Origin of the sequence: Neokomagataea thailandica NBRC 106555 (assembly GCF_001598495.1) — a bacterium.
Classification (GTDB): domain Bacteria; phylum Pseudomonadota; class Alphaproteobacteria; order Acetobacterales; family Acetobacteraceae; genus Gluconobacter; species Gluconobacter thailandicus_A.
Map to the genome: position 1 here is coordinate 105,468 of NZ_BCZB01000004.1, position 19,649 is coordinate 125,116.

General features: G+C 54.7%; 23 protein-coding genes. 11 read left to right on the forward strand and 12 right to left on the reverse strand.

What is annotated here, in order from left to right; all coding sequences use genetic code 11:
* From NTH01S_RS02615 to NTH01S_RS02645, 7 genes are all read left to right on the forward strand, one after another.
* Positions 1–1,296 carry a hypothetical protein gene (locus tag NTH01S_RS02615; RefSeq protein ID WP_068168967.1) on the forward strand — a complete coding sequence of 432 codons (1,296 nt, stop codon included), beginning with the start codon at positions 1–3 and terminating at the stop codon, positions 1,294–1,296.
* Complete coding sequence (locus tag NTH01S_RS02620) at positions 1,293–2,189, forward strand: hypothetical protein (RefSeq protein WP_068168975.1); 897 nt, start codon at positions 1,293–1,295, stop codon at positions 2,187–2,189. The genes NTH01S_RS02615 and NTH01S_RS02620 overlap by 4 nt, the downstream gene beginning before the upstream one ends.
* Positions 2,186–2,713 carry a hypothetical protein gene (locus NTH01S_RS02625; protein WP_068168978.1) on the forward strand — a complete coding sequence of 176 codons (528 nt, stop codon included), beginning with the start codon at positions 2,186–2,188 and terminating at the stop codon, positions 2,711–2,713. The genes NTH01S_RS02620 and NTH01S_RS02625 overlap by 4 nt, the downstream gene beginning before the upstream one ends.
* Positions 2,710–3,831: a hypothetical protein gene (locus NTH01S_RS02630; protein ID WP_068168983.1), complete on the forward strand. Its 1,122-nt coding sequence runs from the start codon at positions 2,710–2,712 to the stop codon at positions 3,829–3,831. Before NTH01S_RS02625 ends, NTH01S_RS02630 begins: the two co-directional genes overlap by 4 nt.
* The gene (locus NTH01S_RS02635) at positions 3,801–5,294 is read left to right on the forward strand and encodes an NADH-quinone oxidoreductase subunit D-related protein (RefSeq protein ID WP_245642077.1); all 1,494 of its coding nucleotides are present in this window, start codon (positions 3,801–3,803) and stop codon (positions 5,292–5,294) included. The genes NTH01S_RS02630 and NTH01S_RS02635 overlap by 31 nt, the downstream gene beginning before the upstream one ends.
* Positions 5,291–5,770 carry an NADH-quinone oxidoreductase subunit B family protein gene (locus NTH01S_RS02640; RefSeq protein WP_068168990.1) on the forward strand — a complete coding sequence of 160 codons (480 nt, stop codon included), beginning with the start codon at positions 5,291–5,293 and terminating at the stop codon, positions 5,768–5,770. The genes NTH01S_RS02635 and NTH01S_RS02640 overlap by 4 nt, the downstream gene beginning before the upstream one ends.
* A gap of 122 nt (positions 5,771–5,892) precedes the next feature.
* Positions 5,893–6,828: an ROK family protein gene (locus tag NTH01S_RS02645; RefSeq protein WP_068168992.1), complete on the forward strand. Its 936-nt coding sequence runs from the start codon at positions 5,893–5,895 to the stop codon at positions 6,826–6,828.
* A gap of 137 nt (positions 6,829–6,965) precedes the next feature.
* Here the strand turns inward: NTH01S_RS02645 and NTH01S_RS02650 are convergent, their stop codons facing one another.
* Genes NTH01S_RS02650 through NTH01S_RS02660 form a run of 3 tightly spaced genes read right to left on the reverse strand, consistent with a single transcriptional unit; the run spans position 6,966 to position 9,294 of the window.
* A complete protein-coding gene (locus NTH01S_RS02650; RefSeq protein WP_370664293.1) occupies positions 6,966–7,835 on the reverse strand; it encodes a CDP-alcohol phosphatidyltransferase family protein in 870 nt (289 codons plus the stop codon).
* Between the two features lie 23 nt (positions 7,836–7,858).
* Positions 7,859–8,536, reverse strand: a complete 678-nt coding sequence (locus NTH01S_RS02655) for a phosphatidylserine decarboxylase (RefSeq protein ID WP_068169000.1) — start codon at positions 8,534–8,536, stop codon at positions 7,859–7,861.
* 32 nt (positions 8,537–8,568) lie between these two features.
* A complete protein-coding gene (locus tag NTH01S_RS02660; RefSeq protein ID WP_068169003.1) occupies positions 8,569–9,294 on the reverse strand; it encodes a class I SAM-dependent methyltransferase in 726 nt (241 codons plus the stop codon).
* A gap of 41 nt (positions 9,295–9,335) precedes the next feature.
* On the opposite strand from NTH01S_RS02660, the gene gloB reads away from it, so the two are divergent.
* The 3 genes from gloB (at position 9,336) to NTH01S_RS02675 (ending at position 11,120) form a co-directional block, all read left to right on the forward strand.
* Positions 9,336–10,046 carry a hydroxyacylglutathione hydrolase gene (gene gloB, locus NTH01S_RS02665; RefSeq protein WP_068169005.1) on the forward strand — a complete coding sequence of 237 codons (711 nt, stop codon included), beginning with the start codon at positions 9,336–9,338 and terminating at the stop codon, positions 10,044–10,046.
* A gap of 77 nt (positions 10,047–10,123) precedes the next feature.
* Positions 10,124–10,543: a hypothetical protein gene (locus NTH01S_RS02670; RefSeq protein WP_068169007.1), complete on the forward strand. Its 420-nt coding sequence runs from the start codon at positions 10,124–10,126 to the stop codon at positions 10,541–10,543.
* 157 nt (positions 10,544–10,700) lie between these two features.
* On the forward strand, positions 10,701–11,120 hold the full coding sequence (locus tag NTH01S_RS02675) for a hypothetical protein (protein ID WP_157070837.1): 420 nt from the start codon (positions 10,701–10,703) through the stop codon (positions 11,118–11,120).
* A gap of 43 nt (positions 11,121–11,163) precedes the next feature.
* On the opposite strand, the gene NTH01S_RS11710 is transcribed toward NTH01S_RS02675, so the two are convergent.
* The 8 genes from NTH01S_RS11710 to NTH01S_RS02710 form a co-directional block, all read right to left on the reverse strand.
* A complete protein-coding gene (locus tag NTH01S_RS11710) occupies positions 11,164–11,319 on the reverse strand; it encodes a DUF2474 domain-containing protein (protein WP_157070838.1) in 156 nt (51 codons plus the stop codon).
* Positions 11,320–11,343: 24 nt separating this feature from the next.
* The gene (cydB, locus tag NTH01S_RS02680) at positions 11,344–12,366 is read right to left on the reverse strand and encodes a cytochrome d ubiquinol oxidase subunit II (protein WP_068169040.1); all 1,023 of its coding nucleotides are present in this window, start codon (positions 12,364–12,366) and stop codon (positions 11,344–11,346) included.
* A gap of 20 nt (positions 12,367–12,386) precedes the next feature.
* A complete protein-coding gene (locus tag NTH01S_RS02685) occupies positions 12,387–13,811 on the reverse strand; it encodes a cytochrome ubiquinol oxidase subunit I (protein ID WP_068169043.1) in 1,425 nt (474 codons plus the stop codon).
* Positions 13,812–14,044: 233 nt separating this feature from the next.
* Positions 14,045–15,097, reverse strand: coding sequence for a hypothetical protein (locus NTH01S_RS02690; protein WP_068169046.1), 1,053 nt, complete (start codon positions 15,095–15,097; stop codon positions 14,045–14,047).
* A 237-nt stretch (positions 15,098–15,334) separates the two neighbouring features.
* Positions 15,335–16,078, reverse strand: coding sequence for a lysophospholipid acyltransferase family protein (locus tag NTH01S_RS02695; protein WP_068169048.1), 744 nt, complete (start codon positions 16,076–16,078; stop codon positions 15,335–15,337).
* 41 nt (positions 16,079–16,119) lie between these two features.
* Positions 16,120–16,761, reverse strand: a complete 642-nt coding sequence (locus NTH01S_RS02700; RefSeq protein ID WP_068169051.1) for a YdcF family protein — start codon at positions 16,759–16,761, stop codon at positions 16,120–16,122.
* A 10-nt stretch (positions 16,762–16,771) separates the two neighbouring features.
* Entirely contained in the window at positions 16,772–17,683 is a 912-nt protein-coding gene (locus NTH01S_RS02705; protein ID WP_068169053.1) for a cell division FtsX domain-containing protein, read from the reverse strand.
* Positions 17,680–18,351: a cell division ATP-binding protein FtsE gene (locus NTH01S_RS02710; RefSeq protein ID WP_068169057.1), complete on the reverse strand. Its 672-nt coding sequence runs from the start codon at positions 18,349–18,351 to the stop codon at positions 17,680–17,682. The genes NTH01S_RS02705 and NTH01S_RS02710 overlap by 4 nt, the downstream gene beginning before the upstream one ends.
* 164 nt (positions 18,352–18,515) lie before the next feature.
* Here NTH01S_RS02710 and NTH01S_RS02715 point away from each other — a divergent pair, with 164 nt between their 5' ends.
* Positions 18,516–19,037, forward strand: a complete 522-nt coding sequence (locus NTH01S_RS02715) for a zinc-ribbon domain-containing protein (protein WP_068169060.1) — start codon at positions 18,516–18,518, stop codon at positions 19,035–19,037.
* A 39-nt stretch (positions 19,038–19,076) separates the two neighbouring features.
* Here NTH01S_RS02715 and NTH01S_RS02720 read toward each other — a convergent pair whose 3' ends face one another.
* Positions 19,077–19,496: a hypothetical protein gene (locus NTH01S_RS02720; RefSeq protein WP_068169063.1), complete on the reverse strand. Its 420-nt coding sequence runs from the start codon at positions 19,494–19,496 to the stop codon at positions 19,077–19,079.
* Positions 19,497–19,649 lie beyond the last annotated feature (153 nt).

Here is a 19,649-nt window from a genome sequence, read left to right on the forward strand (position 1 = left end):
ATGGATTTTATAACCCGCGATGTGGTGTCTTATTGCTTGGCGGCGCCGAGTATCTGTGCGGCATTAGGCGATATGCGGCGTGTGCGTGGGGTAGCATTACTCGTCTGTGTGCTGGGGGTAGGTCTTTTAACCTCTCCTCTGGTGTCGGCCCTTTTGCTGGGGGGCGTCACGGTATTTGGTGTGTCAGGCGCACCGCCGTGGTGGCGGGTGATTTCCTTAATAATCTTTGCCTTGTTGCCCGGGCAGGTATGGGGCTGTGCGGCTGTTTTACCCGTTGTGTTTTGGCCGTGGCTTGCAGAGGAGAAGGCGACGACACGCGCAGCTTTGTCGCGTGGAGGCAGTGTTCCGCCGGGCATGGCGGGTTTAGCCGCTCTTTTGGTGTGGCATAGTGCTGCTTCTGCACCGCTATGCACGGTTGTCTTATGTTGTTTGATGGCTGTCGTGTTGGCCATGCGCACGGTGCAGGGCGTTGTGACAGATGTTGCTGCGGCAGGTATGGTGCGGCCTGCTTTATTGGTGGCGTTGTCTGCTGCGGCCCAGCATGAGGGGTTGGATCAGACCGGGCAAGGCGCCATTATGGCGGCGGTGCTTGATTTGGTCGTGCAATGGTTGCGGTCTTGGCCTGTTAAATACATTGGGGTTGCGTCTGTTTTGGCTGCTCCCTTTCCACCTATGCCGGGTTTTATTGTGTTGTGGGTGGGGGTGCATGCGGCGTTAAATTTGGCGGCGGCGGCTTCGGGTTGGGCTGTGCCTGCTATGCTGTGTGCTTTGGTTTTGGGCGTGCTTGCTGTGTTGGAACTTTGGCATGTGTGCCGTATGCCGCGTCAAGGTGATGCTCTTTCTTTGAGAGAGGTCCGAAAGGCTGGGGGCTTGTTAGGGGCGCTAACGGTTATCTTGGTTGTGATCCAAAAATACGGTCTTGGTGGGAATGGTTTGCCTTTTGCATCCTTAGGTGGGGGGGATGGTGCGTTTTTGCATATTGGTTTTATCGCTTTGTTTTTAAGTCTTTTTTATTGGATTCTTGTGCGCCGTGGAGGCGGAAGTGTCTTTTTTGGGCGCGGCCTAGTGTTTCCTCGTGGGCCGATTTTTCCGGTGCGTCGTGGGGCGGTGCCATGGTCTTGGCGGCGGTATCTGGTGGTTGTGCGGAAGGTCATGCGTGATGTTGCCTTCTTTGGTGGACGTGGTGGGGCGCGTTTATCCGCCGTGGGGCCAGCGTTGCGGGAGGGGGGCGCGTCGCTTGGGTGGTGGCTTGTAGTCCTGACGATTATTCTTGCCGTGTTGGGAGCGCAGGCATGATGGATGCGTATGTGCTTCCGGTCATTTATGCGCTGCTGCAAGCTCTCATTTTTATGGTGTGTGTGCCATGGCTACAGTGGTGCTTGCGTGATGCCCCACGTTGGGTGGCGGGTGAAGCGGTTTCGGGGCCGCAGTGGTTTTGTTTTTGGCAAGGTTGGCGGAGGGTGTGGTGTCAGCGTTTGTCTGTCATGCAGGCATTTGCGCTGGCTGCGGCATGTATGGCGTTTGTCTCTTTGCCGATGGTCGGGAGTACGCATGGCTTAGCCAATATGGCGGACCCATTGCTGTTAGGTAGTTTTCTGTTGGCGGGGCGTTTGGCGCTGGGTGCATGGGGGGTGTGGGCCGGTGTGCCGCAGAGCAGTATGACGGCGCTCCGGCGTGAATGGCGTGGTGCTGGGCTGGGCTTTATTATTTTAGGTGTGATTGAAGCGTTAATTGCATTGACGGCTCCGGGCAGTGATGGGTTGGCAGGGTTGTGTGCCAATTTGCAAGTGGAGCCGGTGCCCGGGCTTGAGGGGGCGCTTGCATGTGCAGCCGTGGCGCTAGCGGTAGTGTGTCCGCCTTTGCGGCCCATAGCACCGGGGCGTGGCCTCGCGGAAGGGGCGCCGATGTTGCGTTTGGAAGCAGATATGGCGCGGCATTTGGCGTTATTACTGGATAGTGCATGGCTTTTATTGCTGGTTGATGTGGGGCTGCCGGGGTTCATTGGGGCGCTTGATAGTCATGCGCTCTCGTGGGGCAGTGCTCTATTAGGGTTGGTCGTGCGTTTAATGTTGGGGCTTGTGGTGTTTGCTGTACTGCGTCTGATGCAGCAGGAGCGCTCGGGGCGTATTGCTATTTTATTTATTGGGATGGCGTTGTTGCTGGCGCTTTCGGGAAGGGCTGCAACGTGATTTTGTGTTTTGGTGTGCTTCTTTTATTGGCCTTGGCGAGCATCGGGCGTGATGGGCGGACCCTGCCTATATATGGGGTGGTTTGTGCGCTAGCGGCTGGGACCGTCAGTACGGGGTTTTTGTGGTTCTGTTCGGCCATCGTTATTCTTGCTGTGACAGTGGGTATGTGGCGCTGGCTGCAACAATTCGCGCCACATAGGCCGGGGGGGGCGGCGGTCTGGCCTGTTGTTGGAGCGATGTTTTTATTGCTTGCTCTTGGGTTGAGTGGTGCATCGGTTGGTTTGGACGCTACATTAGCGACGGGTGTGGTGCTGGCGGGTGTGTGTGGTGCTGTGAGTGGTCCGGTGTTGGTACAATTTTCGGGCTTTATTCGCTCGGTTATTGGGCTTTCAGTCTTGGCCTGTGTCCTGCATTCATGGGTATTCTTGCTTGTCGCAACGGTATTATCTGGTGTGTTTGTTGTTTTTGGATTGGTGTTGTTACCGCGCTTGGCGTGGCGTCGGGTTGAGGAGGATGCGGGGTGATCCATCCGGGGCTCTTATCTGCGGTAACCGTATGGCCGTGGTTGGCGGCGTTTTTGTTGTATTTAACACCGTCTGACCGTCAGTTTCCTGCGGCGGTCACGTTTGCTGTGGCTGGTGGAATCTTAACGCCTTTTGCTGTGTGGTTATTGCCGAGCAGTGATCCGCTTTCTGCGGCGTGCTCGTCTTTGGTGGCGCTGGTGCCTGTGCTGTTGTTGTTAGGGGGGGAAGAAAGAACAGCGCCAAGCAGCACGGTTTTGTCCTTTGCGGTGACGGGGTGTGCGTTACAGGCGCTGAATGTACGGGATGTTTTTGCCGTAACGGCGTTCTGTGGGGTGGGTTTTGTACTATCCGCATGGCGCGCGGCACGTCGGGCGCAGCGTGCATCTTTTGTCTGGGACATGACGCGCAGTCGCTTGGCTGGTGTGATTATTGCGGCTTTGGGGGCAGCATGGTTGGCGTTGGGGCAGCAAGCTGGAGGTGATATTCTGTCTGGAAATGGCGGAATGTTGGGAAGTGTTTTTCTCGCTGCGGGACTTGGGATGATGGCGGGTCTTGGTCCGGCTCCGGTGCGGGAAGAGCATGACGATATCGCTGAAAATCTATTGGAAATTGCTCTTCGTTTTGCGGCTATTGTGTTGATCTGGCGCCTGAATGCGGTGCTTGTTGTGCGTGATATTGTGCTTGCGGCAGGGTTTGTCACGTTGCTGATGATGGGGCTAGGCCGGGTACAAAGTACTGTGGGTTTGCTGAGCGGCGTTATGGGGTTGGCGGCTGTGGCTGCGGCTTTTGGCGCGGGTAATGCTGTTGTTTTGCTGTGTTTGGCGGCTTTGGGGTTAGCTGTTGGGCAGCGTTGGGTCAGGGCTGAGCGCTTATTACAATTAGGGGCAGGTGTGCCGCCGTCACCGGTTTTCGTTGCGTTATTAGCGATGGGGCTGGCGCTGCCTACCATGTGGTTTGTTGTGGTGATGGTGTTGTGGTTGCCGGCATTATGGCGTGTGGGTACAGAACATTATGCTGCGGGGGTATGGATGAACCGCTTTGAGCTGGGGCTCATTCTTATCGGATGTGCGGGGCTTTACCTGCTGCAATGGCATCCAGAACCGGTGTGGAAACCATGATCCCTCTGTCTTCTATGGGCCGTTTGGTGCGGGGTGGAGAGCGGCTGTCTTATGGGCATTATGCGGTGGATGCCTCACAATGGCAGGCGTTATGGCATATGTCTGCAGTGGCCTTGCCGATGTTGTCTTTTTGGGCGGATGAGCTGCGAGCTTATGGGCTGTTTTTAGAAGGGGATCAGCCCCTTTTGGTCAGCACGGCGATTGATGACAAACGTTATGTCGGGCCATCGCAGCGTTATCCGGTGGCGGAATGGGGAGAGCGCGTTGCGTTCGACTTGTATGGTGTTGAGGCCATGGACGTTCCGGGGGATGGCCGCTCTGCATTGGATGGTGGGGCATGGGATATTACATGGCCATTAGCGCAGCGCCCGGGGCCCGGTGGGAGCCATGGTGGAGCGTTGAAGGCATCTAAGGCGCCATTTTGGGTTGATGGTAATGGTGTGAGTGGCGTTTTTGGCTTGGTGCCTGATGGGCAGCAGGGGGGGATTTGCGCTGAACAATGTGAAGCGGGGCTCGGGCACCGGGGGGTTATAGCGCAGCTTTTGGGGCGTACGCCGGATGAAGCGATGGGGCTTGTTTCTCGAATGTCTGCGGGGGGGTATGTGGCGTATCCTTTGGCCTTGGCGCGGGCATTCATGCAGGCCGAAGGGCGCTCTATTGAACCGGCTATTCGTGATGGTTGGATGGTCCTCCTCGAAATTGAGCGTATTTCGGTTCATTTGCATGATGTGATGTTAACGGCGTGTGCGATGGATGCGGGCGTCTTGGCGGCGCATTGCACACATGCGCGTGAAGCGCTAGCGCGTGTTTGTGTGGATCATGGGGCGACGCGGCGTTTGACGGATATGATCCGCAAAGAGGGTTATCGGCGTGGGGTAGAAATCGTGCCTTTGGCGCAGGCGGTTCTGCGTGAGATGAAGCCGCGTTTATCGAAGTTGGCGCTTTTGGTGGATGTCTATGCACCGCGTTTAGCAGGGCTTGCTGTCTTACCTGTTGATCTTGCGCGGGGCCTGGCTATTGGCGGGCCGTTAGGGCGGAGCAGTGGGCGTAGTCTCGATTTGCGGCGTGCTGAAAATGGAATGCGGCTCGATGCTCTGCGCGCTACGGGAGCGAGTGAGGGTGATGCGCGGGCACGACAAGCGGTTCGTATGACCGAGATGTTTGATTCTTTGCGTTTGCTCGAGCGTATTTTGAGTAGTTTTGGTTTGGGGGATGCGGATGAGGCTTATCCCGCGATTCCTCAGGCCATCCATCAAGAAGGGCTCGGCGCAGCCGAGGCTGCGCGTGGTGATGTGTGGGTTTGGGTGCGCTTGAAGGAGGGGCGGATTGACGCAGTGCATATGCGTGACCCGGCTGTGCCGGTCGTGGCGGCATTAGGGCGTATCATGATGGATATGGATGTTACGATGATGCCGTTGGCCTTACGTTCGTTGGGCCTCTCGACGGCTGGGGTGGCGCAATGAAAAGCCGTACGGTTAGCCTGATTAATGCATTTTTGGATGTACGGCGCTGGCGTGCGCACGCTCCTGCGGGGGGAGGGCATCACCTGCCTATTAGTCTGTACTTTTTGGAAACAGGCAGTTGTGAAGGCTGTGCTATGGAGTTGGAGACTTTATGCGGTGGCGCTTATGCTTTGGAACAGAATGGCTTTCGGCGCGTTTTGCAGCCTGAAGATGCAGACTGGCTGTTAGTGACGGGGGCGGTATCGCGCCGTTGTGCCGAGCGGTTGGATCATGTGTGGCGAGCGATGCCGGCAGGCAAGTCGTTAATTGCGATTGGTCGGTGTGCAGTCGATGGCGGGCCGTTTGCTGGGGGATATGCCACATTAGGCGGGCTGGCAGGATTGACGCGTGTGCAGCGTTCTGTGCCAGGGTGCCCGCCCGAACCAGCCGCAATTTTGGCTGCATTGGTCGCATTCCGGGAGGGGAAAGCAGCATAGTCGCGGTAATTTGTCCGGCAAAAATGCTTTCCAGCCCTTTCAGAGTGCACCAGATCGTCGCATAAGCGGCATGTGTTTTTTTACCAACCGACGTTTGGACCTTTCAGGTAACGGGGTACACGATGGCTGATTATCGTCTTGGCATCGATCTTGGTGGAACGAAGATCGAGATTGCAGCGCTTAACCGACAGGGTGATTTGGTCCTGCGTGAGCGCATTCCTAATCCGGGTGTTTATCCCGAAATGGTTCTGGCTATTCGTGATTTGGTCGCGGGTGTGGACCACCGTCTTGGCTCTGTTCCGAGCCATCGCGTGTCGGCTGGGCAGCATACATCTACTTTGGGGATTGGTATTCCGGGGTCTATTTCTCCGGAAACTGGCTTGATCAAAAATGCGAATGCAACCTGGTTGAACAATCAGCCTTTTGGTCAGGATTTAGAGTCTGCTTTGGCCCGCCCTGTGCGGACAGAAAATGACGCGAATTGCTTTGCCTTGTCCGAAGCTGCGGATGGTGCAGGGAAAGGTGCGACAACAGTTTTTGGTATCATTGTCGGCACAGGCATGGGCTCCGGCATTGTAAACCGTGGGCGTGTGTTGGAAGGGCAGCATCATATTGCGGGTGAGTGGGGGCATATTCCACTGCCATGGCCAGCGCCTGAAGATCAGCCGGCACGCGCCTGTTTTTGTGGCAATACCGGCTGTATGGAGCGGTATTTATGCGGTCCAGCTTTAGCTGCGGACTGGTTGGGGGAAGGTAACCGTAATACAGCCGGTATTGAAGATGCCGCGAAGAACGGTGACCAAGCAGCGATTGGTGCTCTGAACCGCTATATGGAGCGTTTTGCACGCGCCTGTGCGTTGGCAATTAACTTCCTTGACCCGAACGTGATTGTTGTCGGTGGTGGGATTTCAAACCTGAAGTCACTGTATGAGCGTGTGCCGCCGCTTTTGGCGAAGCATGTGATTACCCCAACCTGCACAACGCCTATCGTGAAGAATATTCACGGTGATAGCTCTGGCGTGCGTGGTGCAGCGTGGCTGTGGGATGTGACTGAGTAAGAACGCGTTTGGCGGGGTTTGATGGCCCCGCTTCCACCTGCTGAGGTTTGCTTTCAGCAGAGAGATGACCGTGGGTCTATTATGTGGGCGCGTTGATTGCTTTTGCGCTCATATGTTGAGTGCCAACGCCCGCAGAATTATGCGGGCGTTTCATCATCAATGCGTTCACTCATTTCTTCTGCGGCTTGACGTAAGCGGCGGTAGGAGCGTTGTGAAAACGGCATCATGATGATGTAGAGCACGCCAGCGCCTGCGAGTGCTCCCCAAGGATCAGCGACCAGAAAGCCTGTATAAAGCCCTGTTCCGAGTAGGAGGGGTAAGACAAAACGTGATGGAACTTTAAAGTTTTTAAAAGACCATACGGGCACGGTTGAAACGAGCAAAATCCCGGTGAATGCAAGGCATAATGCCGAGACCATGGGAGAGTGCGCGAAGGCTGCCAAGCTCGGTATTTTTAGGCGGTCCGCTTCTAAACCTAAAAAAATGGGGAATAGGACAATGCCCGCTCCAGCAGGTGCAGGGACGCCAGTGAAGAAGTTGGCGGAGTAATCTGGTTTATCGTCATCATCGAGGGCGGCGTTAAAGCGAGCTAAGCGCAGCGCCATACAGACGGTGAACATCATGCAGGGAATGAAGGCGTAGCGTCCCGCATTTTCAAGGGACCACATGAGCAATGCAAAAGAAGGCGCTACGCCGAAACAAACGAAGTCTGACAAGCTATCAAACTCGGCACCAAAGCGTGATGTGCCGCGGAGAAGACGGGCAATGCGGCCGTCTAGTCCATCAATGCACGCGGCGATAAGTAGGGCAATCGCGGCTTTTTGAAAGTTATGCTCCAGTGCAAAGCGCATGCCGCTTAAGCCGGAGCAGAGCCCTAACATGGTTAAAATGTTAGGGATGAGACGGTTAAAAGACGGGCCGCGCACACGCACGCGTGCAGGACGCCCCATGCGGCGGAGGCGACGGCGGATGCGCCGTTTCTGGCGTGGGGTTTGTGTATCGTGCATGGGCGCGGCGGCGTCCTGTTTCATTATAAGCGGGCGAGGACGGTTTCACCGCCGGTCATGGTTTGGCCTTTTTCGACCAAGGGTTCGATTCCTGCTGGCAGGTATACATCGGTGCGTGAACCGAAGCGAATTAGGCCAAAGCGTTCACCCGCTTCGACGGCATCTCCTTCGTTGACGAAGCACAGAATGCGGCGCGCAATCAGGCCTGCAATCTGGACCACGCCGATATTGCGGCCATCAGCTAAGGTGAGGCGTAATTCATTACGTTCGTTATGCTCGGAGGCCTTGTCGAGGCTGGCATTTAGGAATTTGCCAGCGTGATAGGCAACTTTCGTGACCTTACCGGCGGCTGGCATGCGGTTAATATGTACGTCCAGAACAGAGAGGAAGATGGATACGCGCCAGACTGGTGTGTTTCCCATTTCCAATGCTGTTGGTGGTGCGACGAGAGAAATGCCCGTAACGCGGCCATCTGCTGGGGCAATGACCAAGCTATCATCTTGTGGCGGGAAGCGGTTCGGGTCCCGGAAGAAGTAGAGGCAGAATGCTGAGAAAGCGAGGCCCGCTTTGCCGAGAGCGCGTGTGCAGCGCCAAGGCGTCAGGCGACCAAGAAGTGCAACGGCTGCACCTGCTGCGAGGAAGGGGGTCGCGGCGCGATGCGGGGGCGACAGGACGAGCTTAAAAGATTGGATCAAAGACATAGGTCACTCTTTGGCGTTGCTGAGCGGGTGGGTCAAGACGCGGAAGGATCCTGTTGGCTCCATGCTGCGGCGGTAATCTGTCGGGCCGAGGGCACAGCTTTGTGCGATACGGCTAATGGAAGGCCAGCGTACAGGTTCTTGCGCACGACGAGAAGATGCAGGCCAGCACAGGGCGAAGGCAGGTAAGTGGCTAGGTATTCTATCATACGGCCAGAACTGTGGGTGAGCATGCAGGGGGGCGCGATGAGGGTTGAACGTTTATAGTCTGTTTTAAAAAGATTTTGCGTAAGAAGGCGTTGAATTTGTTGAGTGCTAAAGGGTGTGCCGTGCCCGAAGGGTGTTCGGTCCGAATGAGCCCAAAGCCCTGAACGGTTGGGAATGACGAGGATGAGGTGGCCGTCATCGCGCAGGCTTTTCCATAAGGCGCGGAGAAGCTCTGAGGGGGATGGTGCAAATTCGAGGGCATGTACCGCAAGAATAAGAGGCACGGAGCAGTCATCGAAAGGAAGTCGTGTTGTATCGACGATGCAGTGTTTTTGGCCTGCTTCTTGGTGAGATGGGGGTGTGAGATGTGCGAAAATTGTGTTGTCAGGCAAAGCGCGCCGATAGGGGGTGGCATGGCCAAGTGCGATGGCCTGTTGGCAGGGTGGAAAAGGTAAAGACTTGATGTGCCGTTGGAGTAGGGTTTGTACCCTTTGTCCAACCGGGGTCCTATAAAACGCAGAAATATCCGGGGTGTGGAGCCTGTTTGTCTGCATACGCTTTATGTAGCGTTTTACGGTGGGGAAAGGAAATAATCATGTCTTACAATGTGCAGGGAATCCCTGTTTTGAGTGATAATTATGCGTGGTTGGTGACGTGCCCTGAGGGGCAAAGGGTTTTGATTGATCCTGGCTCTGCGGAAGAGTGCGCAAAGGTTTTGGCAGATGGGCGTCTCGATTGGATTTTATTGACGCATCATCACGCTGATCATGTGGGGGGCACGGATGCGCTGCGTAAGCGGTATGGGGCCCGTGTGATTGGCGCCGAAGCACCAGCTATGCCGCGATTGGATACAATTATACGCGGTGGAGAGACGTTAGAACTAGCGGGTTTGACTGTGCAGGTTTTGGCCACGCCGGGGCATGCTGTTGGGCATGTTTCGTATGTTGTGCCACAGGTTCCAGCGCTATTTTGTGGTGATGTGTTGTTTAGTGCTGGGTGTGGGCGCCTGCTTGAGGGGACGGCTGCGGAGTTGTTTGCGAGTATTGCTCAGTTCGAGGCACTACCCGGTGAGACATGGGTGTGTGCTGGGCATGAATATACGGAATCAAACGTTCGTTTTGCGCGCCGGGTAGATCCCGAAAATACGGCTTTAGAAGCGTATGAAGCAGAAGTACTGCGCCTTAGAGCAGAGGGGCGTGCAACTTTGCCGGTGCGTTTGGTTAGTGAGCGAGCGATTAATCCTTTTGTGCGCGCAAAAACGGTTGAGGAATTTGCTGCGTTACGGCGGGCTAAAGATGTGAGTTGAAGAAGGTTACGGGGTTTTTAGTGCTCAGACACGCTGAGTGCCGCATAGGGTTGTGATGTTAGGCGAAGGAGTTTTCTATGAGTGTGTCTGTGATGAGGCTGCGGCTCGGTGTGTTGGGGGGGGCTATTCTGTTTCTTATGACGCCGGTGATTGGGGCGCATATACGGAGTGTGCCTCCGTCTCAGCAGAAGGCCATTAATATGTTTGTTTCCCCTCATATTAACGGCGATTTCGCTGAGCAATCTGGCCATTATATGAAGAGTAGTGTGTCCTCTGTCTATGCCGCTCATGGGCCGACTTTGCATTATACGGCTATTGGGCAAGGGGTGCAGATGTGGAAAGCTATGACGCGTGATAGGACTGAAGATCATTCATTTCCGGATGGAACACCTATGTTGCACGACCCTATGACGGGAACTGCGATCGGACAGTTCGGGGCAGCTTATTTTATGAGTGGTCCAATGGGAACGGATGGTATTGCTTCTCACGGCAACTGAAATAAATACTCCGTAACTGCGTGAAAACGTGAGAATGGCAGTGGTCTATGTGTATTTTTTGTTCACGTTTAAAGAGTATACTATTGAGTAGGTGAAGTTATTTGATGTCTATGCGTTATTGAATGGTTGTGTTGCGCGTAAAGGGAAGGGGAAAGTCATGTGTATACGTGGTTATGTACTATGTTTTACTCTTTTTTGTGCAGTAAATTGTGCCAGTATTAATCCGGTTTTGGCGCGTGGGCATACTATTGGATTGAAGCGTGGGAACGCGATTAATACTTTTGTGGAGCCGATGGTGACGGCCCATTTTATTGATGGCGGAAAGTTAAATTTACATGAGAATGTGGTGGGGGAGCGTGTGCTGGTTCCTCCGGCCTTGCATTACACGTGGTTGGGTAAGGTGGTGCAGTGGTGGAAACGAAATGTGGCCGCGGCGTCAGCTGAGCCGTCACTGCCGGATGGAACGTTGTTCCTGCATGACCCTGTGACAGGGGCCGCTATAGGGAGATTTGGTGAGGCCTATGTGATTGCGGGTCCTATGGGGAGCGGTAGTGCAGGAACCCCGGGCGGACATTGATGCCAATAAAAAACCCCACTCTTCGCAGAGTGGGGTTTTTCTTTTAGTGCATGCCGGAGAAGATAATTTTCTTCAGCAATTCAGCAGTGCAACTCACGACGACGACGCCACCAATCCAGAAGACAAGAAGCCAGCCGACGCGTTTTAGCCAACTGAAAAAGCCTTTTCCTTGGGTTGGGCTTCCATACTCAATCTTCATCGCGAGTGCTCCTGCCGAGTGGCCTTAGTGGTAGTGATGTTCTGTCGTCACTTTCCCGCGGAACACGTAGTAAGAGTAGATCGTGTACGCAAGAATGATCGGCAGAAGGAACATGGCACCAACCAGCAGGAAGGCCTGTGATTGTGGCGGTGATGATGCTTCCCAGATGGAGATGGATGGCGGCACGATGTTCGGCCAGACATTGATCCCCAACCCTGTGAAGCACAGGAAGAACAGCAGCAATGTTGCTACGAATGGCAGCAGTTGCGAAGGCTTGTGGCGCAGGCCCAAGAAAAGGGCGGCAGCGACGACAACTGTTGCGACTGGTACCGGCGCAATCAGTGCGATTTGTGGCCACATCAACCAACGGTCCATGTAGGTGGTGTGCAGGTTCAGCGTCCACACTGAGACGGCGACAATGCACAGCAACATGAGCACGCCAAGGCTGTAGGATGCGCGGCGCATGGTTTGTTGCAGTTCACCTTCACAGCGCCAAATCAACCATGTTGCACCCAGTAGGGTATAGCCGATGGTTACTGCCAAGCCGCAGAACAGGGCAAACGGCGTGAGCCAGTCTAAGGATGAGCCAACAAAAACATGGTTTTTGGTTGGGATGCCTTGGACCAGTGTGCCGAGGATGATGCCTTGCATGAAGGAAGCGACGATGGAGCCACCACAGAAAGCGCCGTCCCACAGCATCTGGCTGGCGGAAGACTTCATCTTGAAGCGGAACTCAAACGCCACACCACGCATGATCAGTGCCAAAAGCATGAACAGGATTGGCAGGTACAGAGCAGGCAGGATTGTGCCGTATGCGACGGGGAAAACGCCGTAGAGCGTGGCGCCGCCAAAGATCATCCACGTTTCGTTGCCGTCCCAGACAGGGGCGACTGTGTTGACCATGACGTTACGGTGGTCGTGGTCCCGTTCCTTAAGGAACAGGACACCGATACCGAGGTCGAACCCGTCAAGAATGACGTAGAGGAAGATGGCTGTGGCCGCGAGAACGGCCCATACCACGGGAAGCCAGTAGGCTGATTCTAACATCGATACTTCTCTCTGACTTCTTACTCTGCCAGGCCGTGGCCATGGGGGTGGTGAGAGACTTGCGTGGTGCCAGCAGACATATGCGGCTGATGCTCGTCTGGGCCTTCTTCATTGTTATGAGGCTCATGACGGAATGCGTTCAGCAGAATGCCCATACCACCCGCGAAGACGATGAAATACACGATCACGAAGGCGACCATCGAGGTTTCGATGCTGCCAAGGGAGATCGGGGATGCACTTTCATCCGTACGCAGAAGACCGTACACCGTGAAAGGCTGACGCCCGACTTCGGTGGTGATCCAGCCGCACAGCAGAGCGATAAAGCCAGCAGGGGACATCAGCAGTGCAACGCGGTGCAGAAGTGCTGTGTTGTACAGCCGCCCCTTCCAGCGCAGCCACAAGGACCACAGACCGACCAGTACCATCAGCATGCCCAGAGCGACCATGATGCGGAAGGAGAAGAACAAGAGTGGTGAATACGGGCGAATGTCCTTCGGGTAGTCTTTCAGGCCCGGCACTTTGCCATCGAGGCTGTGCGTCAGGATCAAAGAACCAACCAATGGCAGTTCGACACGGTATTTCGTTGTTTCGGTTTCCATATCTGGAATACCGAACAGGATTTCCGGTGCGCGACCTTCGGACTCCCAGTCACCTTCCATCGCGGCGATCTTAGCAGGCTGATATTCCAGCGTGTTTAGACCTTGCGTATCGCCTGCCAGAACTTGGATCGGGGAGACGATTGCGGCCATCCACATGGCCATGGAGAACATCAGGCGTACTTGTTCTGATGCTTGACGGCCTTCACGGCGCGCCTTCAGCAAGTGCCAGCCACCAACGCCAGCCACGATGAAGGCAACGCACAGGAATGCGGCCAGACCCATGTGGACCAGACGGTATGGGAAGGATGGGTTAAAGACGATTTGCAACCAATCCTTCGGGAGGAAGCGGCCAGTTGCTTGGTCAATGATATAACCCTGTGGCGTCTGCATCCATGAGTTGGAAGACAGAATCCATGTCATGGAAATCAGCGTACCGATGGACACCATACAGGTGGAGCCGAAGTGCAGCCCTTTACCCACGCGGTTGAGGCCGAACATCATGACACCAAGGAAGCCTGCTTCCAAGAAGAAGGCGGTCATCACTTCATAAGCAAGCATCGGGCCGAGGACCGGGCCAGCTTTTTGTGAGAACTGAGACCAGTTCGTGCCGAATTCGTAGGACATGACTAGCCCGGACACCACGCCCATCGCGAAGACGATGGCGAAGATTTTGAGCCAGTATTTAAAGAGGTCGAGGTAGGCGCCACGGCCGGTCTTCAGCCAGAGGCCTTCGAGAACGGCGAGGTAGGCAGCTAGCCCGATAGAAAAGGCCGGGAATACAATATGAAACCCGACTGTGAACGCGAATTGAAATCGCGCCAAGAATAAAGCGGATAGGCCAAACATAGCCTGTAAGCCTCCTGGTTAGTCGGCAGATCGGCATAGTGAGGCGGTCTGGCCCCGTTTATACCGAGATCGCGTCATGGGCGTCACGGCACCGCGCTATATTCAGTTTTCTGGGAAGAAAACGTCACACAACGGACTCCGCGTGGTCGGTGAGCCGGGAACCTCACCCCGAAGGGAGAAGCAGGCCCAAGCATCAAGGAGATTTGATCCAAATCAAAACTATGAGAGGTCGTTTACTCTCCCTCGTTGGTAGCGTCAATTTTTCGTGTGCTGATTTGGCGGAAAAATTCAGGAAAATTGGGTTCTAGCTGACCGTTCAGGATGCGGAGCTGGAATGAAAGTGGGTTTTCCGCGAGGTTGGTGTTGGGTGGGGGGGTGAAAAAGAAAGTGTGTAGTTTTTGTTGCAATGCAGGATCAAGAAAAGGGTGTTCTGCTGCCGTGAGATTTTGGGCTGTTTGTCGCCAGTGAGGGAAAGTGAGGGTAAAGCTGCCATTCATGCTCGGGCGCTGTAGTGTTCCGGCGGCAGTAAAGGGGATGTTGCCTATTGGGGTGGTGATGGTCATGGAGGCGAGGGGCAGGCGGATGTTGCTGTTGTATAAGGCGTCATGTGCGGAGGGAGCTGTGCTGGTGACAGCCAAAGAAACATGTGTGAGCCGCGAAAAGCTTGCGCTGTCGGTGAGGATGGCAGGGGATTCGACCATCACACCGAAGGTCAGAGGAGGCGTTGTACCCGGCAGCATCAAGGTCAGCTTTGGGGCAGTACTGGTGATGCTATGTGTAAAATTGGATGCATTGATGCCTATGGAAAGAATGGGGGCAGAAAAGGCGAGATGTGTGTTTGAATCGCTTGGGGTTAGAGTTGCGTCACGGGTGAGAAGCGTGACGCTTTGGTTGTTTAGAAGGGCGCGGGCTGCGTGGTTGCCGATGAGATGTAGAGCATGTGGGTGGCGTATAAATGCTGGCCAGTATGCGCCGAGTTGTGCGCCCTCACCATGCCACACGAGAGTGAGCGTTTTATCCGATGTTTGATATGTGGCGTGGATGATGGGGAAGGTGAGTGTCGCACCAAAAGGCCACTCGCCTGCGTATGGAGGTGCATGTTCAATATGCCAGCCTGCTTGTGTGGCGTTTTGTATGAGATTCTCTGCTTGTATGGAGAGTGTGTGCTGGGCGAGGAGCCAGCAAACGGTATCTCCAAGAATAATGAGCGCAATAGTGAATATGAATGTATAAAGAGTAATACGCTGTCTTTTTGAATGGTTTACTATGTTTTTTGCGTATTTCACGGCGTTATGTGTGCGCGTTTTCTTGGTGGTTCATGAAAATTATCCCCATGAGGTCAGTGGGTTGAAGAGAGTGTTTCAGTAATGTGTAGATCGGTTATGGGAGGCGTTGAAGGTCAAGATTGAAGAATTAAGACTTTGAAAACTATGTATTTTTATAGTGTGTGCTCTTTGTTGGGTGTGTTGAATTTTGGCAACAGCTATTTTGGGGTATGTTTCAAGTAAGGGATTGATCTTGCATCAATCCCCAGAGTTATTCACAGAATCACGCGGGATTTGATGCTTTGCGCACAGGTCATCCCATGCCTTATCCAAAGAGGCGACGAGCGCTTTACGGTCTGTCTTTCGAGGGAGCGCGGGGCCAATTGCAACGGTAATTGTGCCAGAGACTTTTTGCCATGGGTTTTTAGGCCAGCAGTAGCCGGAATCTGTGGCGACAGGTAAAATCGGAGCCGTGCTTTGGCGAGCAAGGGCGACAATACCGGGCTGAATGGCGTGGCGTTCGCCGGGGTTGGTACGCGTGCCTTCAGGAAAGATAACGACTTGGCGCTTATGTTCATGGGCCGTGTTGACGGCTTTGAGCATGGAACGCATGGCGCTTGTGCCAGCGCTACGTTCTACGGGAATCATGCCACTGAGCTTCAGCATAGGGCCGACGAGTGGGATGCGTGTGAGCTCCTGTTTAATAATATAGGAGGGCTTATCTGTAAGGCTCATCCAGATAAAGCCATCAAAAAATGACTGGTGCTGGGATGCAATGAGAAGTGGGCCTTGGTGGTTCACGTGCTCTGCGCCGTGGATGGCAATACGAATGTTGCAGATGGTGCTGAGGCCGCGCAATACGGCGCGTGACCATAGTTGGGCATAGCGTAAGGCCAGCGCGTCTCGCTTAAGTAGGCGTATGGGTATGGCGCCAATACCCATAATGAGGGTTAGCCAGAAGAGGTAGAGGTTAAAGGCGAGGCCGCGCAGGAACGTAAGCATAAACATGTCCTGACCAGAAAATACCGTGAGAGGCAAGGGGATTATTGTGTCGTGTGTGGTGGGGATGGTGCATCTTTTAGGGCGTGGCGTAGGCCGTCTTTTCCGTCGGGAAGGCCTGTGAGCAGGCTACATTCGGCGCCTAAAAATTTGAGATATTCACGCACTAGCAGTCGAAAGGATGAACGGGAGAGGAGACTGTGGAGGGCGGCGGGCTGTACGGGATAGGGGGTGATGAGCAGGTCTGGGGCGGTGCGTTGGAGTTCAATCGTTGCGCGACGTATATGATAGCCTGCTGTGACGAGTATGAGGTGCTGTGCATGTTGAGCATGTGCCCATTCAGCCGTTTCATGGGCATTACCGATGGTGGTGTAGGCACGGCGGCCGAGAATGATTTTTTCTGAGAGTTCTGGTGGCAAATCTGGCTGGTGTACGCCCGGTGCAGCGATGAGTTTTTGGAGTGTGACATGAGGGCCTACGCCGGACACGAGCAAGATGGGGGCATAGCCTGAGCGCAGTAGGTCAATAGCGGTATTAACCCGCTTTTCGCCGCCGGTGAGAGCGATAATGGCATCTGCTTGTGGGAGATGTGAGGGGGGCGGGCGACAGGAATCCGCTACGAAAACAAGAAAACCTGCTCCTAATAGGAGCAGTAGGCAGCAGAGTAGGCGGAGGGCGGTTGTCATTGTAGCCTGTTTAGGGAAGGCGCCGCAGCCAGATAAGGATGACGCATTGTGTTGTGGCCCAAGCGATAGCGCTGCACATGAGCGGTAATGCAAAGATAGTCCAAAAATGCGGCGAGAAAAGGCTCGTATAGTTTTCTAGGGTGAAAAAAGCAGGACCATCGGCGGCGGGGCTGGATGATGAGAGGAGTAATGGACTGAGCGCATGGGCTAATGTTGCGAGGGTTGGGGCAAGGAGTATGAGGCCGAAAACGCTACCAATGAGGGCGAGCGCTGCTGCGTGGAGTGCCATGCGGTTGGCCAGTGTTAGGGGGAATGAGCCTAAGCTGTGCAGAATGGTCAGGTTGGTGCGTTGTGTGGTGACGGCGCGCCGAATAACGATGGCTGTTGTGAGGGATGTTGTGCCGAGGGTGATGGCGAGGATGAGTTCAGCGCAAGAGGTGAGTGTGCTGATGAGGGTATGGAGGCGTTCTGTCCAATGGCTGTTTTCTTCGACGACAGCGCTTGGAGTGTGGGTGGCGATGAGTGGTGCGAGTGATAGGCTGGCGGTGTGCTCTGCGGTTATTATGAGAGGTAAGGAGGTTGGTGGGATTTGGGGGGGGCTGTCAGTATGGCCCTCAGTGCGGCCTTGATCCAGCCAAGGGGCCAAGAGCGTTTGTGTTTCTTCAGAAGAAAATTGGTGCACATGTAAAACGCCACTGGTCTGGTTGAGCAGTTCTAACAGTGCCTGTGCTTGCTGGTTTAGATCGGGGAGGTCTGGTGGCAATTCAATCGTGGCGGTGTTGGGTGTTTCTTGTGCCCAGATATGTTCGAGTGTTTGAAGGCCAGACAGGCCTGCTAGGGCGAGGCCCGCCAGTACGGTCATGAATGCGCATAAAAGCGGGAGGCTTCGTGATTGGAAGCTCGGGGCGAGGCGCTTGCTCATAATGTGCCCTCTTGGTGCATGAGGGAGCCATTGTTTAAGGTGAGTGTCGGTGCAGGGTATGAGCGCATAAGGGTACGGCTATGCGTGGCAACGATCACGGTGGTACCTAGTGACACAAGCTGCTGCATGGCGTCGAGCAGGAGGTGTGCTTGATCTTCCCCCAAGGCGTGGGTTGGTTCATCTGCGATGAGCAATGCAGGGCGGCCTATGAGGGCGCGGGCGATGGCTACGCGTTGCTGTTCTCCGCCTGAGAGTTGCGGCGGAAAAGCGTCTATATGCTGGGGCAGGCCGAGCCAATGAAGGATGGCATGTACTTCACGGCGGATATCTGCTTCGCGGTGCTTGTGAAGGCGAAGAGGAAGAGCCGTGTTGTCAAAAACGCTCCACTCCGGAATGAGGCGGTAGTTTTGCGGAATAAAGCCGATCCGCCTGCGTAAATGGCGCAAGGTAGAGCGAGATGCGTTGTCTATGCGTGTTTCCAGCAGGGTCATGTGTCCGTGTGACGGGAGGGTATTGAGCGATAAGAGCTCAAGAAGGCTTGATTTCCCGGCACCGGAAGGGCCAACGAGCCATGAGAAGCTGCTGCGTGGGAGAGAAAAGTTAAGGTCACGGAGGGCGAAGCCGCGTGTTCCCTGGCGTGATAGGGTCACGTTGTTAAGATGGATCATGGAAAGAACATGACAGTTGTTGCCTCGCCGTTTACGTTAAAATAACGAGTATATGTTAGGTTGGATAGGTAAAACCTATGTCTTCATCCACTCATTGCGTATGAATAAGACGATTAAGTGGTTAAAGTTTTGTTTTTGGATTGACGAATTGGGATGAGAGATCAATGCGCATTGAGTGCTTGAGCTGTTACGCCGTTTTTGAGGTGTCAGAGCAGCGTTTAAAAGCCGCGCGCACGGTGCGTTGTGGTTTTTGTCAGCATGCTTGGGCAGCGCCAGCCGTTGAGGCGCGTGGTGTGTCTTCTCTTGAGGCGGGCCACAGCGCAAGGCATGTTTCTGATGTTCAGGAGCGTTTTGATGCTGTGCTGGCAGGGGCTGAGCCTATGCAAGAGGCGCTGGATATGCCTACTGCGAAGCCAGAGCCAGAGCCAGAGCCAGAGCCAGAGCCAGAGCCAGAGCCAGAGCCAGAGGTTCGGCGTGGTTTATCTTTTCATGGAGCGTCTGAAACGCCGTGGCAGCGTTCAGCAGCGCGGGTTTCAGAAGAGAAAAAAACTCTGGGCAGCCAACGTGCATGGACGGCGGCTTGGGCAGTTAGTGTCTTATGTGTGTGTGGGCTGGGGGGGCTTGCGTGGTATCATTATGCCGGGCCAGTTCAGCATATGATGCATAATGTTTTGCACACAGCCTGATAGGGAAGCGTTAAGAACGCGGCCCTATCAGGTGGCGTATCACATATTGCGCGCAGAAAGCGCTGAGAGTGTGGCGCCAATGGCAGCGAGGCCCATAAGGAGGATGCCATCAAAGATAAGGCCACCGGGCGTCATGACATGGCCGTTTAGGACCAGTTGGCTAGGGATTGTCCCTGCAACGTGATTCATGATGTCACGTGCTTGAGGGTCTGCATTGGCGGCAGATGTGGTGATTGCCCCTACGATATGCGGCAGCAGATACCATCCGATCCCGATGATCAGTAACAATGGCGCGAGCAGTTCTGCAATCTGCTGTGCGAGATAGAAGGCAAAATGGCAGACTGACCAAACTGTGGTGCGGATCATCGCGCTGTTTGAGGCCGTTGCATGGAACGAGGCACTCGAGAGGCGATCACCTGCATGGTTGGTTTGGGAGTTCTGGGAGGGCGTCATGTCCATAGATACGGCTTTCACTGATCCAAAGATGGACGTTAGGCTCTGCCCTTCCGCATGCGGATGGACGTCTGCAACGGAAGTAGCGGTTGAAGGCGGGTAATGCAAATTTTCCGTAACGTAAGGGTGTATTGGGCGCCTGAGAGTGTTGGAGGGGGC

Bases quoted from the DNA above. Each gene is read 5' to 3' on its own strand.
- NTH01S_RS02720 (WP_068169063.1), bottom strand. From the start codon at position 19,496: ATGGACATGACGCCCTCCCAGAACTCCCAAACCAACCATGCAGGTGAT.
- NTH01S_RS02715 (WP_068169060.1), top strand. From the start codon at position 18,516: ATGCGCATTGAGTGCTTGAGCTGTTACGCCGTTTTTGAGGTGTCAGAG.
- NTH01S_RS02700 (WP_068169051.1), bottom strand. From the start codon at position 16,761: ATGACAACCGCCCTCCGCCTACTCTGCTGCCTACTGCTCCTATTAGGA.
- gloB (WP_068169005.1), top strand. From the start codon at position 9,336: ATGTCTTACAATGTGCAGGGAATCCCTGTTTTGAGTGATAATTATGCG.
- NTH01S_RS02705 (WP_068169053.1), bottom strand. From the start codon at position 17,683: ATGAGCAAGCGCCTCGCCCCGAGCTTCCAATCACGAAGCCTCCCGCTT.
- NTH01S_RS02620 (WP_068168975.1), top strand. From the start codon at position 1,293: ATGATGGATGCGTATGTGCTTCCGGTCATTTATGCGCTGCTGCAAGCT.
- NTH01S_RS11710 (WP_157070838.1), bottom strand. From the start codon at position 11,319: ATGAAGATTGAGTATGGAAGCCCAACCCAAGGAAAAGGCTTTTTCAGT.
- NTH01S_RS02670 (WP_068169007.1), top strand. From the start codon at position 10,124: ATGAGTGTGTCTGTGATGAGGCTGCGGCTCGGTGTGTTGGGGGGGGCT.
- NTH01S_RS02640 (WP_068168990.1), top strand. From the start codon at position 5,291: ATGAAAAGCCGTACGGTTAGCCTGATTAATGCATTTTTGGATGTACGG.
- NTH01S_RS02615 (WP_068168967.1), top strand. From the start codon at position 1: ATGGATTTTATAACCCGCGATGTGGTGTCTTATTGCTTGGCGGCGCCG.
- NTH01S_RS02660 (WP_068169003.1), bottom strand. From the start codon at position 9,294: ATGCAGACAAACAGGCTCCACACCCCGGATATTTCTGCGTTTTATAGG.
- NTH01S_RS02695 (WP_068169048.1), bottom strand. From the start codon at position 16,078: ATGCTTACGTTCCTGCGCGGCCTCGCCTTTAACCTCTACCTCTTCTGG.
- cydB (WP_068169040.1), bottom strand. From the start codon at position 12,366: ATGTTAGAATCAGCCTACTGGCTTCCCGTGGTATGGGCCGTTCTCGCG.
- NTH01S_RS02650 (WP_370664293.1), bottom strand. From the start codon at position 7,835: ATGCACGATACACAAACCCCACGCCAGAAACGGCGCATCCGCCGTCGC.
- NTH01S_RS02635 (WP_245642077.1), top strand. From the start codon at position 3,801: ATGGCATCCAGAACCGGTGTGGAAACCATGATCCCTCTGTCTTCTATG.
- NTH01S_RS02710 (WP_068169057.1), bottom strand. From the start codon at position 18,351: ATGATCCATCTTAACAACGTGACCCTATCACGCCAGGGAACACGCGGC.
- NTH01S_RS02675 (WP_157070837.1), top strand. From the start codon at position 10,701: ATGTGTATACGTGGTTATGTACTATGTTTTACTCTTTTTTGTGCAGTA.
- NTH01S_RS02685 (WP_068169043.1), bottom strand. From the start codon at position 13,811: ATGTTTGGCCTATCCGCTTTATTCTTGGCGCGATTTCAATTCGCGTTC.
- NTH01S_RS02655 (WP_068169000.1), bottom strand. From the start codon at position 8,536: ATGTCTTTGATCCAATCTTTTAAGCTCGTCCTGTCGCCCCCGCATCGC.
- NTH01S_RS02645 (WP_068168992.1), top strand. From the start codon at position 5,893: ATGGCTGATTATCGTCTTGGCATCGATCTTGGTGGAACGAAGATCGAG.